Genomic DNA, 16613 nt, shown 5'->3' with positions numbered 1-16613 from the left:
AGGCCACCGCGCCCAGGGTCTTTCTTGTCTGGGTGCTACCCTTAGCCCTGTGACAGACTTGCCAGGTAAACCATATCAGGACCGAAGATACGGTCGCTGTGTTCGGCCAGATAGATCTTCATCCAGGGCGTGAAGCGTTCGGGTCTGCGGGCGACCTCTGCAACAAGATCCTGATAGTTGATCCAGCGAACTTCCATGACCTCGTCAGGGTTCGGTGCGATCTTCAGACCCTCATCGGCACGCGCCAGATAGATATCAACCACCTCATGTTCGACCAGACCCGCCCCCACATCGGCGCGGTATTCCACCCGGTCGCGATGTTCGGGATGCAGGCCCGTTATACCCAGTTCCTCGCGCAGGCGGCGGGTTGCGCACAGTTCGGGTGCCTCGTCCCAGTCCGGATGGGTGCAGCAGGTATTCGCCCACAGACCGGGCGTATGATACTTGCCCATCGCCCGACGCTGGATCAGCACATCCATGCCCCGGATCACAAAGACCGACACGGCCTTGTGGCGCAGCCCACGCTGGTGCACCTCAAGCTTGTCGACGGGGGTCAGAGTGCCATCAACCCAGGCTGGTATCATCATGCTCATACACGGCTCGCCGGGATCAGGCGGGTCAAGTGGGCCAGATTCTTGAGCCCGATCTTGAGATGCGCCATCGGGCGCGCCCGCACCAGTTTCTTGTTCATATAGGCCTCGAAGGTCAGGCGTTGCACATCAACGTCATGGCAGAGCGACACGAAGCGTTCGCGCCTTTCATCTGACCGATAATAGGCGTTCTGCATCGAAGCAAGAACCCGGAACACCATCTTGTGTTCCTTCATGAACAATTGCCGTGCCAGTTTCAGGTCGCGCACGCGGCCCGAGGCGAGACAAGCAGCCGCTGCTGTGGCGGCAACCCGTCCGCCGACCATCGCGTAATATATGCCCTCACCCGAGGAGGGGGCGACGACGCCGGCGGCATCCCCTGCCAACACCACATCGCGGCCATTGTCCCAGCGATCCAGAGGTTTGAGCGGGATTGGCGCCCCCTCCCTGCGGATCGTTCTGCACTCTGTCAAACCGGCCGCCGCACGCAAATCGGCGGTCGCCTTTTTCAGATCAACACTATCCACTTCGGTACCCATACCGACGCTGGCGGATTTGCCATGTGGGAAGACCCAGCCGTAAAAGTCAGGCGAGATCGCGCCGTCATAGATCACGTCGCAGCGTTCGGGATCATAGATGGCTGTCTTCGCAGGGGCCTCGATGATCTCGTGATAGGCCAGAACGTAAGGGATCTTGTCGCCGCCCGGCACTTCTGTGCGCCCGACCTTTGACCGTGCCCCATCCGCGCCGATCACCAGCCTTGTGGTCAGACGCATCTCTTCGCCGCTGGCCTTGTCGCGATAGATGACATGGGTGCCTGTTGTGTCACGCTCGATCCGCAGATAAGTGCCGGTTAGCCGTGTAGCACCTGCGCTTGCCGCCCTCGCGCGCAGGAACTCGTCGAAATGCTCGCGGTCCACCATGCCGACAAAGCCGTTCTCGATGGGGATGTCGACGGCCCGTCCGGTGGGCGAGATCATCCGCGCCGTGGTGATCTTCGCCACGATCTGCGAGTCAGGGATATCGAAATCCGCAATCAGACGCGGCGGAATGGCGCCGCCGCAGGGCTTGATCCGCCCATCCCTGTCCAGCATGGCCACCTTGACCCCGGAGCGGGCCAGATCCTCGGCCGCTGTGGCCCCGGATGGGCCTGCGCCCACGACGACGACATCAAACATGTTCATTCTCCCGGAACCAGTTGCGCACCGCCGCGGCGGTTTTCCATGATACGTGTGGCCATGAAGGCTGCGGCCAGAAACAGCGCGGCTTCAGCGATGAAAACGGTCCCGAACGCCGGGGCGTCGTCAGCAAAAAGCACGCGGAGCGCATCGACCGATGCGGCCCCCAACAAACCGCCAAATCCAGCGGCAATCGCCTGAGCGGCCCCCCATAGACCCATGCGCGTGCCTTCACGTGCGCCGCGGCCTTCGCCTGCCAAGGCCATCATCGATCCGATGGCGGCGACAGCGAACATTCCGTTGAAGAACCCCAGCGCCACGACGACGGGCACCAATGGCGCGCCGGGGCCAAGCGGACCCAGCAGGGTCAGCAGGCCAAGGCATCCTGCAGATCCAAGGCATCCCGCCACGACCCATGCACGCAACGTGCCCAATCGCAGGCCCGTGGCCGCGATCCCGACGATCAGCATGCCGACGAAAACACCACCATTCTGCGCCCCCGACAGGGACGTGGACTGCCCCGGCGTAAAACCGAATACCAGACCGGCATAGGGTTCAAGGATCAATTCCTGCATGAAATAGGCGGTCATGGACAGGAAAACGAAAAGGGTGAACATCCGCGCTTTCGGTTCCTCCCAGACTTCCCTCAGGCCTTCCATGAACGGCATCCTGTCCGGTTCCGGCTGCGCATCAACGCCGCGTTCCACCCTCCAGATGGCCAGGGTGGTCACGACGACCGCGCCGATGGTGACGATGGCCACGATCCGCATCAACAATGCGTGGCTATAGGGATCAAGATTGGCTCCGACCGTGCCCGCCGTGGCGGCGATGCCGAAGATCATCATCAGCCAAGTGATCGTGGCTGCCGCCGCGCGGCGGCGCGGTGCCGTGGCCGTTGCAAGCAAAGCAAGAAGCGAAGTGCCCGAGGCCCCTGACCCAAGGCCGATCAACGCATAGGCCAGAATTGACAAGGCAAGCCCTGCTGTGAACTGCGTCTCAAGAACAGGGATAGCCAGAGCTGCCAGAAAGGCACCCGCAGACAAAATTGCCATACCCCCGACGATCCAGCGCGTGCGGTTGCCCGACGTATCCGAGCGATAGCCCCAGTTGGGCCGCGTGATCTGTATCCCGTAATGGAGTGCCACAAGGAATCCCGGCAAAAGCGCAGGCAGCGCCAGTTCCACTACCATCAAGCGGTTCAGTGTGGATGTGGTCAATACGACCACTGCGCCGATGCACATCTGCACCAGACCCAGGCGAACAATTGACAGCCAGGACAGTGTCACGGTGCGGCCTCCAGCGTGCGGATGGCGAAGGCGGCAATCATCATGCCGCCGACGTAAAGCGTGACCCCGGTTCCGTTGTACCAAGGCGCGCGTCCTTTGGGATCGGTCAGCAAGACTCGCATCGCCCAAAGTTGCAGGACCAGAACAGCCGTTATGGCTGCGGCATGGATCGGCCTGTCCCAAAGCACAAGAAGCCCGATCACCACTATCTGTGGCAGTGCCATGACCCAGCAGGCAAGGCGTGCGGCACGTTCCGGCCCCATGGTGACAGGCAGGGAATTCACCCCCATCTGACGGTCGCCCTCCAGTGCCTTGAAATCATTCAGCGTCATGATCCCATGTGCGCCGATCCCGTAGAGAAGCGCGATGATCACTACGGCTATCGAGGGTGACCCTGCGCTGAGTACGGCGGCCCCCGTGAACCAGGGAAGACTTTCGTAGGAGAGCCCGACAAGCCCCGGTCCCCACAAACCCGAGCGTTTCATCCGCACGGGTTCGGCTGAATAGGCCCACGCCGCCAACACGCCGATGACCGTGGCGCCGAAACCCCAAGGTCCAAGCTGCCAGCCGACCACCAGCGACAGCACGGTCATGGTAAGTGCAATCCACAGCCCCCAGCGACCTGGAATACGCCCCGAGGGAATTGGCCTGTCGGGTTCGTTGATCGCGTCTACATGACGATCACACCAGTCATTCGCGGCCTGCGACATGCCGCAGACGATCGGGCCAGCCAGGATAACACCCAGAAGCACCATGCCCCATTGTCCCGAAGGGGATACGCCAGAGGAAATTACACCGCAGAGATAGGCCCACATAGGGGGGAACCATGTGATCGGTTTGATCAGCCGCAGCATGGCGGCTGGCTCTGGCAAGGTGCGAATGTGTAAGGCTTGGTTTACAGTCATGTGTAAACTATGACATTACAATTCGAGTCGGCGCAAGAAAAACAACGACCAGACACGATGTGGAAATGTCGCAGACTGTTTACGAGTGACAGGCGGACAGGCGGTTGCCTCAGTCCTCGCCGTCCTTGCTCAAAAGCCCGTATTTACGCAGTTTCACGTAAAGGCTCTGCCGGGACAGGCCCAGCATTTCGGCAGCAGCGACGCGATTGTTGCGTGTCAGGGTCACGGCGGTCTCGATGCACATCTTTTCGACGACATCAGTTGTCTCGGCGACGATCTCTTTCAGAGTAGCGGAGCCCACGAGTTCCATGACGCTGTGTTGCGAGCCTTCATCGACAGTCGCTACCGGCTTGCGCACGGCATCCACGCGGCTGACATCGCGCATCACAAAGGCGATTGCGGGGCTGCTGCGATCATTCAGCCATGTTGTTGCGACTTCGATTGCAACCTTGCCGCCATAGTCATTCACCAGCTGGGTCGCATACATCCGCATGTTGCCAGACCGCTGCGCGTTATCGATCAGGACGTTCAGATCAATCTGACCGCGTGCCAGAAAATCAGATAGGCTGCGTCCTTTGACATCCGACATATGGGCCGCATCGGCCATGTTCAGGAAGCTGTCATTGGCCGCAGCAATCACGCCCTTGGAATCGGTGAACACCACTGCATCCGCCCCGTTGTGATAGAGCGTGGAGAGGTTCACCGAGAGTTGGTCGTCCACGACGCGGGCATCCTCACCCGGGTCCATGCGGCAGATCAGGACACGTTCGCCGCCGGCACGGAACACCGTGGGCGTGACGGTCACACGTTTGCGACTGCGTCTGGTCTGCACTTCGAGATCCGAAACGGATTCCGAAATCGCCAGATTGACCAGTGATTCCACGAATTCGCCGCTACGCTTGTCCTTGAACTCCTGCGCGAATGTCGCGCCGGTCAGGTCATCCCGCGACGCGCCCAGAAGGCTTGCTGCTGGGTCGTTGATATCCTTGATGCGTCCGGTGCCTACCGAGACAAAGACAATGGCGTCGCGTGTCGTCGACAGAAGCAGGCGATAACGCGAGTCAAATTCGCGCCGGGCTTCATAGCCGCGCTCCAGCGCCATCTGTGCTTGAACTAGGTGTTGCTGCGTTTCCGCGATCAGACGCAGGTCGCGGCCCAGCATCAGGATCTGCCCATCCGTCCCGATGCGATGGAAACTGTAGCGGATCGGGAATTCCCAGACGGCATTGTCGGAATGGTTCAACTCGATCGGGCGCAGGTTTACGTCGCCATCGACAAAGCGCTTCATGGCCGCTTCGAATTTGGGCACGCTTTCCATTGTCAGGAACTGCTGAATCCGCCGCCCTTCCCAATGGTCAAGATTGCCATAGGAGGTGTCATTGGCGTTGATCAGAACGGATTCCACCACACAAGCCCGCGACACGACCAGAGCAATGTCTGACGCTGCCGCAATGATGCTGCGCAGAAATTCCGGTTCAATCAGTGGTACAGAGCCACTGGACCAGAAATGGGATCCACCCTTTGTCATCTATTCTGCCACGAGTTTCTTGCCGACCGCACGGGTGTCGCAAAGTTTAAGGGCAAACTGCAAGTCATTCGTTGCAAGGTCCACGCCAGTTATGTCCTTGGCGTCCACCAACTGAGTAAGAACAAGCCCGCCCAGGATGAGCGGAGGAACATTGCGAATGGACGTTCTAGCGTGTGTAACGAATTCAGCAATTGTTTCAAGTGCCTGAACGCGTGCGCAGGAAAACATGATCAAATCATACCAGTCCTGCCGCAAAGCCTTGCGGAAATCCAATTGTGTTGCCGACAGGATCAAACGAACGGAGTGACCTTCATGGCGCAGGCATGCGGCTATACTGGCGCATCCCAGTGTATGGGTATCGTTCTCGCACATCACGAGCAGAACACCCAACTGATCAGCCGTTGACCTGCCCGCGTTGCGTTCAGACCAATCCGAGGACAAAACCCGCACCATGTCCTGCAGGCGTGCACTGGCTGTCGTGACCTGTGCAAAGCTCATTTCGCTTTGATCCCAGCGGCAACCAAGGTGGCGCGCCGCTTCGGGTATGTAACAGCTGATGATGTCCTTGTCGGACAGATGCGCGGCCCGCAGCATGTCGATAGCGCCTTCCGCGTCAAATCCGCGTGGATCGCTGATGGCGGTCAGAAGCCTGTCGATGAGGCTGTCGCACAAAAGCGCCCTTTCAGCGATGCTCCGCTCGCGCAGCACCGAGATGACCCTGTTAGCCAGATCGCCGACTTGAAACATCCCCTTGAACGCGGGGGGGGGCGCGTCATTGGTCTGCCTATGATTGGGTCTTCTGGACATATGCCCTCCGCGACCGGTCTCAGACGCCACGTTTTCGGGCGCAGCGCGCTGAAAGTAAACCTCCGACTCCATGCATTGTCCAGTCTAAGAGGTCAAATGTCAAAGATAATAGACAGTATTGTCGATTTTGCGCGGCCTGCCTGAAGGTGATCTGGCGTAAATCTCTGTTTTTAATAGCTTTAGGGCAAGTCTCCTTAAAAGTAAGCCTAGATTTACAGCGTCAGGTTTACAGTACGTTTGTGTAAGTTTTAGTTGACACTTTTAGCCTGACGCCGTTACGCTTCCTGAGAAGCATGCGGATGGAGTCGGGAATGTCGCACAGCCTTGCAGGCAAATCGGACCGCACCGGCCTCTATACCGAGGCCGAGCGGCAGAGGCGCGACAGCACCATCTGGACGCTGGTTCAGGGTATCCTTGCTCCAGTCCAGTTCCTGGTTTTCCTCGTCTCTCTGGGGCTGGTCCTGCGCTATCTTCTGACCGGCCTGGGATATGAGGCAGCGACCCTGTCGATCCTGATCAAAACAGGGTTTCTCTACCTCATCATGGTGACCGGCGCGATCTGGGAGAAGGTGGTTTTCGGACAGTATCTTTTCGCCCCTGCCTTCTTCTGGGAAGACGTGTTCAGTTTCGCCGTCATCGCGCTGCATTCTGCTTATGTTTGGGCACTTTACACCGGATCACTCGTCCCCGTGGACCTGATGATCCTGGCTCTTGCCGCCTATGCCGCATACGTCATCAACGCAGGTCAGTTCCTGCTCAAACTGCGGGCCGCACGCTTGCAGGCAGAGGGAACCGCATGACCCTGAACAGCCCCCTTCCCAAGACCACCGGATGCCGCGAAACGCCCGTTCTGAAGCAGCGCGGCCAGCGCGAAGTTTTCTGCGGTCTGACCGGCATCATCTGGCTGCATCGCAAGATGCAGGATGCCTTTTTTCTGGTCATCGGATCGCGGACCTGCGCGCATCTTTTGCAGAGTGCGGCGGGCGTGATGATCTTTGCCGAACCTCGCTTCGGGACAGCGATTCTCGAAGAAACGGATCTGGCGGGAATGGCCGACGCGCAGGACGAGCTGGATTCGGTCGTGGCAAAACTTCTGTCACGTCGGCCTGACATCAAGCAACTCTTCCTTGTCGGTTCCTGCCCCTCTGAAGTGATCAAGCTGGATCTGGCACGTGCCGCCGAGCGGATGACTCAGACTTACGCGCCACATGTCCGGGTGCTCAACTTCTCAGGTTCGGGGATCGAAACGACCTTTACCCAAGGCGAGGATGCCTGCCTTGCATCGATGGTGCCGGTTCTGCCGGAATCGACGGCACGCGAGTTGATGCTGGTTGGTGCCCTTCCAGACGTGGTCGAGCAGCAGGCAATTGGCCTGTTGACGCAGATGGGCATCGGGCCAATTCGTGTCCTGCCCGCTCACCGCGCCGCTGATCAGTTCGGTGTAGGTGAAAACACGGTCTTTGCTTTGACCCAGCCTTTCCTTGGGGATACGCACGCTGCGCTTGAACGGCGCGGTGCGCGCCACATTCCTGCACCCTTCCCGTTTGGAGAGGAAGGAACAACTGCATGGCTGGGCGCGATTGCCGAAGAATTCGGCGTGACGCAGGAGGTCTTTGACCGTGTGACCGCCGCTCCACGCGACCGGGCGCGCCGTGCGGTGGCGCAGGCGTCCGAGGCGCTGCGCGGCAAGACGATCTTCTTCTTTCCCGACAGCCAGCTGGAAATTCCACTGGCGCGGTTCCTGACCCGTGAATGCGGCATGACCGCCATCGAAGTGGGTGCGCCCTATATCCATCAGAACATCGTCGGTCCGGATCTGGACCTTCTGGTCGAAGGTCCGACCCTCAGCGAGGGACAGGACGTTGATCTGCAACTCGACCGTTGCCGCGCCGCCCGCCCTGATCTGACGGTTTGCGGGCTTGGCCTTGCCAATCCGCTGGAGGCCGAAGGGCTGGCCACGAAATGGGCCATCGAGCTGGTGTTCACGCCTGTGCATTTCTACGAACAGGCGGGCGATCTGGCCGGGCTCTTCTCGCGCCCGCTGCGCCGTCGTGGCCTGCTCAAGCTGGAGGCCGCGGAATGAAACTGACGGTCTGGACCTATGAAGGCCCGCCCCATGTGGGGGCGATGCGCGTCGCGACGGCGATGAAGGGGCTGCATTACGTTCTGCACGCACCGCAGGGCGATACCTATGCCGATCTGCTGTTCACGATGATCGAGCGGCGCAACCACCGCCCGCCTGTGACCTATACTACCTTTCAGGCCCGCGATCTGGGGTCCGACACGGCGCAACTGTTTCAGGATGCCTGCCGTGAGGCCTATGAGCGGTTCAAGCCCGAGGCGATCATCGTCGGCGCCTCCTGCACCGCCGAGCTGATTCAGGACGATCCGGGCGGCATGGCCGAAACAATGGGTTTGCCGGTGCCGATCATCGCGCTGGAACTGCCCAGCTATCAGCGCAAGGAAAACTTCGGCGCGGATGAGACCTTCTTTCAGATCGTCCGTCATCTGGCCAAGCCTGTCGCGAAGACCGACCGCATTACCTGCAACCTGATCGGCGCAACCGCTCTGGGATACCGTCACCGCGACGATATCGAGGAACTGACGGGTCTGCTGTCCGACATGGGTATCGAGATCAATGTCTGCGCGCCGATGGGTGCAACGCCCTCCGACATCGCACGACTGGGGGCCGCACATTTCAACGTTCTTATGTATCCGGAAACCGGTGAAAGTGCGTGTCGCTGGATGGAGCGTGATCTGGGTCTGCCCTTTACCAAGACCATCCCCATCGGGGTGGGGGCAACACGTGATTTCCTTGCGGAAGTGGCCGCGATCACCGGCCTTTCACCGAAAGTGGACGAAAGCCGCCTGCGCCTGCCGTGGTATTCGTCTTCCGTGGACAGCACCTATCTGACTGGAAAACGGGTATTTCTGTTCGGGGATGGCACCCATGTGAAGGCCGCTGCGCGCATTGCGCGCGACGAGATGGGTTTCGAAGTGGTCGGCCTTGGCTGCTACAACCGCGAGATGGCCCGCGAGATCCGCGCTGTAGCCAAGGATTTCGGTCTGACCGCTCTCATCACCGAGGATTATCTGGAAGTCGAAGCCGCGATCGAGGCGGCTTCCCCAGAGATGATTCTTGGCACACAGATGGAGCGTCATATCGGAAAGCGTCTGGGTATTCCCTGCGCCGTCATTTCAGCCCCTGTCCATGTTCAGGACTTCCCCGCCCGTTACAGCCCCCAAATGGGGTTCGAGGGTGCGAATGTGATCTTCGACACTTGGGTCCACCCGCTCGTGATGGGTCTGGAAGAGCATCTTTTGCATATGTTCCGCGAGGATTTTGAGTTTCACGACGCCGCCGGTGCAAGCCATCACGGTGGCAAGGCAGTTGCGGCCCCCGAATTTGAGGTCGAGCCGGTTCTGGCCGCGAATGCCCAGGCTGCGGCGCTACAGTCTGGTGAGGTCATCTGGCTTTCTGATGCGGAACGGGAATTGAAGAAGATCCCCTTTTTCGTGCGCGGTAAGGCCCGCCGCAACACTGAGACCTTCGCACAGCAAAAAGGCCTTCAGGAAATCAGCGTCGATACGCTCTACGAGGCAAAAGCCCATTATGCGCGATGATAGAATGATAGCCGCGCCCCTTCCGGGCTACAGGGTTGTAATCCTGACCTTGGACAGCCATGCCGCAGGTCCTTGTGCCCGCGCCAGTGAGCGGTTGGCGCGGGATTTTCCGGGTCTCAGCCTGAGTGTGCATGCTGCCGCCGAATGGGGCGAAAGTCCCGATGCATTGATTGCGGCGAAAAAGGCGATCGAAACCGGCGATATCGTCATCTCGAACCTGTTGTTCCTTGAGGAGCATATCAACGCGATCCTGCCGACGCTGGAAGCGCGGCGCGATCATTGCGATGCGATGATTGGCGTGATTGCCGATGCCCAGATCGTCAAGTTGACCCGGATGGGGACGCTGGACATGTCCAAGCCTGCCTCCGGGGCGATGAAGCTGATCAAGAAGTTACGCGGCACCTCCAAACCCTCGGCCGAAAGCGGCGAGAGCAAGATGAAGATGCTGCGCCGCCTGCCCCGCATCCTCAAGTTCATTCCCGGCAAGGCACAGGACCTGCGTGCCTGGTTCCTGATCATGCAATATTGGCTGGGCAGTTCGGACGACAACATCGAAGGCATGGTCCGTTTCCTGATCTCGCGCTATGGCCGGGTTGATCAGTGGCGGGGGTCCGACGCACCCGAGCCGTTGGAATACCCTGATTGCGGCTTGTATCACCCCGATCTTGAGACGCGGATCACGACGCATGCCGCTGACCTGCCGGGTCCTGCAAAGCCGCGCGCCACGATCGGTCTGCTGATGATGCGCAGCTATGTGCTGTCTTCGGATACCGCTCATTATGACGCGGTGATCCGTGCATTCGAGGCGCGCGGGCTGCGAGTGATCCCCGCCTTCGCCGGGGGCCTGGACGGGCGCCCTGCGATTGATGGCTACTTCATCAAGAACGGCGTATCGCAGATTGATGCGCTGGTCTCATTGACTGGTTTCTCGCTGGTGGGTGGGCCGGCCTATAACGACAATGACAGTGCCGTGAAGGTGCTCTCGGCGCTTGATGTGCCCTACATCGCCGCGCACCCGCTGGAGTTTCAGACACTCGGTCAATGGGCCGGATCGACAGGTGGTCTTGGCCCGATCGAGACGACCATGCTGATCGCCCTGCCCGAACTGGATGGCGCGACCAATCCGACCGTTTTCGCAGGCCGCCATGGTGAGGATGGTTGCAACGGCTGCGCGCATCGTTGTCGGAACGGGGCAACTGCAAAACAGATGTCACCCTGCCCCGAGCGGATCGAGAAACTGGCCGCCCGTGTTGAGAAACAGGCGCTGCTGCGCCGCAGTCAGGCGGCGGATCGCAGACTGGCGATCATCCTGTTCGGCTTTCCGCCCAATGCAGGCGCGGCTGGCACAGCGGCTTATCTGAGCGTGTTCGAGTCTCTGCACAACACCCTGCATGCCTTGGCGGCGCAAGGGTATGACCTGACCCCGCCCGCCACGGTCGAGGCGTTGCGCGAGGTGGTTCTGCAAGGTTCGGCCCGCCAATACGGGCAGGAAGCGAATGTGGCCGCGCATGTCAGCGCGGATCAGATTGTGGCACAGACACCTTGGTTGTCCGAAATCGAGAAAGCCTGGGGCCCGGCGCCAGGCCGCGTGCAAAGCGACGGGCGCGGCGTTTTCGTGCTGGGTGCGCAATTCGGCAAGGTCTTTGTCGGGCTGCAACCGACTTTTGGCTATGAGGGCGACCCGATGCGCCTTCTGTTCGAGCGTGGTTTTGCCCCGACACATGCATTTACCACTTTCTATCTCTGGCTGAAGAACACGTTCCGCGCCGATGTCCTGCTGCATTTCGGCATGCATGGCGCGCTGGAGTTCATGCCCGGCAAACAGGCCGGCGTCGGTGAGGGCTGCTGGCCCGACCGGCTGATCGGGGACATGCCCAACGTCTATCTCTACGCCTCGAACAACCCCTCCGAAGCCACACTTGCCAAGCGGCGCTCGGGTGCGGTGACGGTCACACATCTGACACCACCCTTGGCAGCGTCCGGCCTTTACAAGGGTTTGGCCGAGTTGAAGGACAGCCTGACCCGCTGGCGCGCCATGCCGCCCGAGGCTGGGGAACGGGCCGAGATCGAACTTCTGATCGCTGAACAGGCCTGCGCCGTCGACATGGGCGATACCGCGCCCGGTGCCCTCTGGCTGCGACTGCTGGAAACCGAAAACGCGCTGATCCCCGATGGTCTGCATGTTTTGGGTCGTCCCTTGAGCGACAATGCGCGCGCCGAGTATCTGCGCGTGATGGCTGATGCCGATGCCCCGACCAAGGCGCGGGTTGAGTCCCTGTTGAAGCAGGATCACGAGATCCCTGCCCTTTTGCGGGCGTTGGGGGGACGTTTCACCACCCCTGTGGCCGGGGGCGATCTGATCCGCTCGCCTGATGTGCTGCCGACGGGGCGCAACATCCACGCTTTCGACCCGTTCCGCATGCCCACCGAATTCGCCTGCCGCGAGGGCTTCAAGCAGGCGCAACTATTGCTGGATACGCATAAATCCATCCCGCGCACTGTGGCGCTGGTTCTCTGGGGCAGTGACAACATCAAATCCGATGGCGGCCCCATCGCGCAGGCGCTGGCACTGATGGGGGCCAAGCCCCGCTTTGACAGCTTTGGCCGGTTGTCAGGAGCCGACCTGATCCCGCTAGCCGAACTGGGCCGGGCACGGATTGATGTGGTGATGACCCTTTCTGGCATCTTCCGCGACCTTCTGCCCTTGCAGACCCGGATGCTGGCCGAAGCGGCGTTGCGTGCGGCGCAGGCTGACGAACCGCTGGAACTGAACTTCATCCGCGCCCACGCGCTGGCTTATGCAGCCGAGATGGGCTGTGATCTTGAAACCGCCGCCCTGCGCGTCTTCTCGAATGCCGAAGGAGCCTATGGGTCGAACGTCAACCAGTTGGTCGACAGCTCGGCCTTCGGTGACGAGGATGAGCTGGCCGATGCCTATGAGGCGCGCAAAAGCTTTGCCTACGGCGTGAATGGGAAGGCCACCCAGAACGCCGCGCTTTTGCAAAAGGCGCTCAAGGATGTCGACCTTGCCTATCAGAACCTTGAATCGGTCGAACTGGGTGTCACGACAGTCGATCATTACTTCGACACCCTTGGCGGGATCTCACGCGCTGTAAAACGGGCGCGCGGCGGAACCGAGGCGGCCGTTTACATCAGCGACCAGACCCGAGGAGCGGGCAAGGTCCGTACGCTTCAGGATCAGGTTGCACTGGAAACACGGTCGCGCGCGCTGAACCCGCGCTTCTTCGAACCGCTTCTGTCGCATGGTGCTGAAGGTGTGCGCCAGATCGAAGCCCATGTGACGAATACGATGGGGTGGTCCGCGACGACAGGACAGGTGGAGCCTTGGGTCTATCAGAGGCTGAGCGAGACTTTCGTTCTGGATGAGGCGATGCGCAAGCGTCTTGCCGACCTGAACCCCGCATCGTCAAGCCGCATGGCCAATCGCCTGCTGGAGGCGAGCGATCGCGCCTATTGGACACCCGATGCCGCCACGCTGGCTGCCTTGCAGGCAGCAGCGGATCAACTGGAAGACCGGCTGGAAGGGATTGCTGCGGAATGACACGCCCCCTTGACACCCTCGACGACATCACTGTGGGGGCCAGCCCCCACACCCCCGGGATATTTCCGGCAAGCAGAAACAGGGCACAACGCCCGGTTTGAAAGGAGGCTTTCATGAGCCCACGCGACGAGATCCCCGACCTGCGCGGTCTGGACGGCGACGGATCGGTGCAGGTGCATCAGGATGCGGATACGAAGATCGAAGGGGCCAAGGTCTTTTCTGTCTATGGAAAGGGCGGGATCGGGAAATCGACCACGTCGAGCAACCTGTCGGCGGCGTTTTCCAAACTTGGCAAACGTGTGCTTCAGATAGGTTGCGATCCCAAGCATGACAGCACTTTCACCCTGACCGGCACCTTGGTGCCAACGGTGATCGACATTCTCAAGGATGTGGATTTCCACTCCGAGGAACTGCGCCCCGAGGACTTTGTTTTTGAAGGTTACAACGGCGTGAAGTGTGTCGAGGCGGGTGGCCCGCCTGCGGGCACCGGATGCGGTGGCTATGTGGTCGGTCAGACCGTCAAGCTTTTGAAGCAGCATCATCTGCTGGAAGACACCGATGTGGTGATTTTCGACGTGCTGGGGGATGTGGTCTGCGGCGGTTTCGCCGCGCCCCTGCAACATGCCGATCTGGCGCTGATCGTGACGGCCAATGATTTCGACAGCATCTATGCGATGAACCGGATCATTGCCGCCGTTCAGGCCAAGTCGAACAATTACAAGGTTCGGCTTGCCGGTTGCGTCGCAAATCGCAGCAAGGATACCGACGAGGTGGATCGCTACTGCCGCACCGTCGGGTTCAACCGGATCGGCCATATGCCGGACGTCGATGCGCTGCGCCGGTCGCGGCTCAAGAAGAAGACGTTGTTCGAGATGCCGGATGACGAGGATATCGTCCAGTGCCGCGCCGAATACATGCGTCTGGCTGAAGCGCTTTACAACTCGACCGCAACGTTGGCCCCCGCCCCGCTGCCGGACCGCGAAATCTTTGAACTGCTTGGGTTTGATTGATGACCTATGATCGCACCCTGACGCGTGTCGAGACCTATTTCGACAAGACTGCGACCCGAACCTGGGAGCGGCTGACCTCGGATGCGCCTGTCTCGCGGATCCGAGAGACGGTGCGGCGTGGGCGCGACGGGATGCGGGCCAAGATGCTGGCGCAACTGCCCGAGGATCTGCGCGGCGCGCGGATCCTTGATGCCGGTTGTGGTGCCGGGCAGATGACCGCAGAGCTGGCGGCGCGTGGCGCGGATGTTCTGGCTGTGGACATCTCGCCCTCGCTGGTCGAGATCGCGCGCAAGCGTCTGCCGGCGGGGTTGCCCGGACGGGTGACCTTCACGTCTGGCGACATGCTGGCAGATACGTTGGGCCGGTTCGATCATGTCATGGCGATGGACAGTCTGATCTACTATGGCGACAGCGACATCCGCAGCGCTCTTGATCGTCTTGGTCAACGCACGTCGGGTTCGGTTGTCTTCACTGTTGCGCCGCGCACCACGCTGCTGATGGGCATGTGGTATGCCGGAAAGCTTTTCCCGCGGTCAGACCGTTCGCCGGTCATGATCCCCCATTCACCCGCCTCATTGGCGCATGGTTTGCGCGATTCCGGCCGCATTCGCGATCTGGGGCGCATCACATCGGGTTTCTACATCTCGCAAGCTCTGGAGTTCTCGAAGTGACACGGAAAGCGCCCCGTTTCCTGACCCGGATGACAGCCAACATGCTGCCCTTTGCCGATGCGGCCAGCGCCGATCTGCCGATGTCACAGTTGTTGCGCCTGTCGCTGTTTCAGGTTTCAGTCGGGATGGCTTCGGTCATGCTGTTGGGAACGCTGAACCGGGTGATGATCGTCGAACTCTCACTGGCGGCGATGATCGTTGCCTTCATGATCGCACTTCCCGTGCTGATTGCACCATTCCGCGCGCTTCTGGGATTCCGCTCGGATACACATCGCAGTGCGATCGGATGGAAACGTATCCCTTACCTGTGGTTCGGATCGCTCTGGCAGTTTGGCGGGCTGGCGGTGATGCCCTTTGCCCTGCTGGTGCTGGGCGGTGATGTGGTCCACGACGTCCCCTTCGCCGGTGAGGTTCTGGCGGCGCTGGCCTTTCTCATGACCGGCCTTGGCCTGCACATGACCCAGACGGCCGGTCTGGCGCTGGCCAGTGACAGGGCCACGGAAGAGACCCGCCCCCGTGTTGTGGCGCTTCTTTATGTGATGTTCCTGCTGGGCATGGGGGCCTCGGCCCTCATCATCGGGTTCCTGCTGCAGGAGTTCACCAGCCTCAAGCTGATCCGAGTTGTCCAAGGCGCCGCGGTGGCCGGTCTGGCGCTGAACATTCTTGCCCTTTGGAAGCAGGAAAATGTCCGCCCCATGAGCCGCGAAGAACGCGAGGCTCCCCGTCCGAAGTTTGCCGATGCCTGGGCGGATCTGATGGCCGGTGGCACGGCTGGTCGTTTGCTTGCGGTGGTCTTTCTGGGCACCGTCGCCTTCAACATGCAGGATGTGCTGTTGGAGCCTTATGGCGGCGAAATTCTGGACCTGTCGGTTGCGGCGACGACCACGCTGACAGCGATGTGGGCGACCGGGGCGCTTTTGGGTTTTGCATTGGCGGGCCGTATGCTGGCCCGGCGCGCCAACCCCTATCGCATGGCAGGAAGCGGTATTCTTGCGGGTATCATGGCCTTTTCGGTGGTGATTTTTGCTGCACCGATGAATTCGCCTACGATCTTTTTCGCCGGTGCGATGATGATCGGATTTGGCGGTGGGCTCTTTGCTGTCTCGACCCTGATGGCCGCCATGGCAATGCCTGCGCGCGGTCTGGCCGGACGCGGCCTGGCGCTGGGGGCCTGGGGTGCGGCGCAAGCCACGGCGGCAGGCTCGTCCATCGCCTTTGGCGGCGCATTGCGTGACTGGGTCAACCATATGGCGCTTAGCGGACAGCTGGGCGAGGCTTTGAACAGCCCTGCGACCGGCTACTCCGTTGTCTATCATACGGAAATTGCGATTCTTTTTATTACCCTGGTTGCTCTGGGTCCGCTGGTGCGGACTGTCACGGCCAGTTCTGACCAACCCGACCATGGGCCGACCGGCATCGGCCTGGCCGACTTTCCAACCTGATACAAGGCTC

General features: G+C 60.6%; 13 protein-coding genes. 7 read left to right on the top strand and 6 right to left on the bottom strand.

Features of this window, described 5'->3' with window-relative positions; all coding sequences use genetic code 11:
- Nucleotides 1-41: 41 nt before the first annotated feature.
- The 6 genes from idi to PVW27_RS16900 form a co-directional block, all read right to left on the bottom strand.
- Nucleotides 42-593 (bottom strand): isopentenyl-diphosphate Delta-isomerase, encoded by a 552-nt coding sequence (idi, locus tag PVW27_RS16925; protein WP_274559794.1) that lies wholly within the window; start codon nt 591-593, stop codon nt 42-44.
- Entirely contained in the window at nt 590-1768 is a 1179-nt protein-coding gene (locus PVW27_RS16920; RefSeq protein ID WP_274559792.1) for a geranylgeranyl diphosphate reductase, read from the bottom strand. Before PVW27_RS16920 ends, idi begins: the two co-directional genes overlap by 4 nt.
- 2 nt (nt 1769-1770) lie before the next feature.
- Nucleotides 1771-3054: a BCD family MFS transporter gene (locus PVW27_RS16915; RefSeq protein ID WP_274559790.1), complete on the bottom strand. Its 1284-nt coding sequence runs from the start codon at nt 3052-3054 to the stop codon at nt 1771-1773.
- Nucleotides 3051-3959, bottom strand: a complete 909-nt coding sequence (chlG, locus tag PVW27_RS16910; RefSeq protein ID WP_274559788.1) for a chlorophyll synthase ChlG — start codon at nt 3957-3959, stop codon at nt 3051-3053. Before chlG ends, PVW27_RS16915 begins: the two co-directional genes overlap by 4 nt.
- A gap of 109 nt (nt 3960-4068) precedes the next feature.
- Complete coding sequence (ppsR, locus tag PVW27_RS16905; protein WP_274559786.1) at nt 4069-5487, bottom strand: transcriptional regulator PpsR; 1419 nt, start codon at nt 5485-5487, stop codon at nt 4069-4071.
- Nucleotides 5488-6294, bottom strand: a complete 807-nt coding sequence (locus PVW27_RS16900; protein ID WP_274559784.1) for a cobalamin B12-binding domain-containing protein — start codon at nt 6292-6294, stop codon at nt 5488-5490. It abuts the gene before it with no gap.
- Between the two features lie 311 nt (nt 6295-6605).
- Between PVW27_RS16900 and bchF the strand changes: the two genes are divergently transcribed.
- From bchF to PVW27_RS16865, 7 genes are all read left to right on the top strand, one after another.
- The gene (gene bchF / locus PVW27_RS16895) at nt 6606-7094 is read left to right on the top strand and encodes a 2-vinyl bacteriochlorophyllide hydratase (protein ID WP_274559782.1); all 489 of its coding nucleotides are present in this window, start codon (nt 6606-6608) and stop codon (nt 7092-7094) included.
- Entirely contained in the window at nt 7091-8377 is a 1287-nt protein-coding gene (locus tag PVW27_RS16890; protein ID WP_274559780.1) for a ferredoxin:protochlorophyllide reductase (ATP-dependent) subunit N, read from the top strand. The genes bchF and PVW27_RS16890 overlap by 4 nt, the downstream gene beginning before the upstream one ends.
- A complete protein-coding gene (bchB, locus tag PVW27_RS16885) occupies nt 8374-9918 on the top strand; it encodes a ferredoxin:protochlorophyllide reductase (ATP-dependent) subunit B (protein ID WP_274559778.1) in 1545 nt (514 codons plus the stop codon). Before PVW27_RS16890 ends, bchB begins: the two co-directional genes overlap by 4 nt.
- Complete coding sequence (locus PVW27_RS16880) at nt 9908-13480, top strand: magnesium chelatase subunit H (protein ID WP_274559776.1); 3573 nt, start codon at nt 9908-9910, stop codon at nt 13478-13480. Before bchB ends, PVW27_RS16880 begins: the two co-directional genes overlap by 11 nt.
- Before the next feature lie 113 nt (nt 13481-13593).
- Nucleotides 13594-14490, top strand: a complete 897-nt coding sequence (gene bchL, locus PVW27_RS16875) for a ferredoxin:protochlorophyllide reductase (ATP-dependent) iron-sulfur ATP-binding protein (protein WP_274559774.1) — start codon at nt 13594-13596, stop codon at nt 14488-14490.
- Nucleotides 14490-15161, top strand: coding sequence for a magnesium protoporphyrin IX methyltransferase (gene bchM / locus PVW27_RS16870; RefSeq protein ID WP_274559773.1), 672 nt, complete (start codon nt 14490-14492; stop codon nt 15159-15161). The genes bchL and bchM overlap by 1 nt, the downstream gene beginning before the upstream one ends.
- A gap of 29 nt (nt 15162-15190) precedes the next feature.
- Nucleotides 15191-16603 (top strand): PucC family protein, encoded by a 1413-nt coding sequence (locus tag PVW27_RS16865; RefSeq protein WP_274559835.1) that lies wholly within the window; start codon nt 15191-15193, stop codon nt 16601-16603.
- Nucleotides 16604-16613: the final 10 nt, after the last annotated feature.

This window comes from Seohaeicola sp. 4SK31, assembly GCF_028802875.1.
Classification (GTDB): Bacteria; Pseudomonadota; Alphaproteobacteria; order Rhodobacterales; family Rhodobacteraceae; genus Seohaeicola.
Note: the sequence above shows the minus strand (reverse complement) of the source record. Positions and strands in the feature narration are given on the sequence as shown.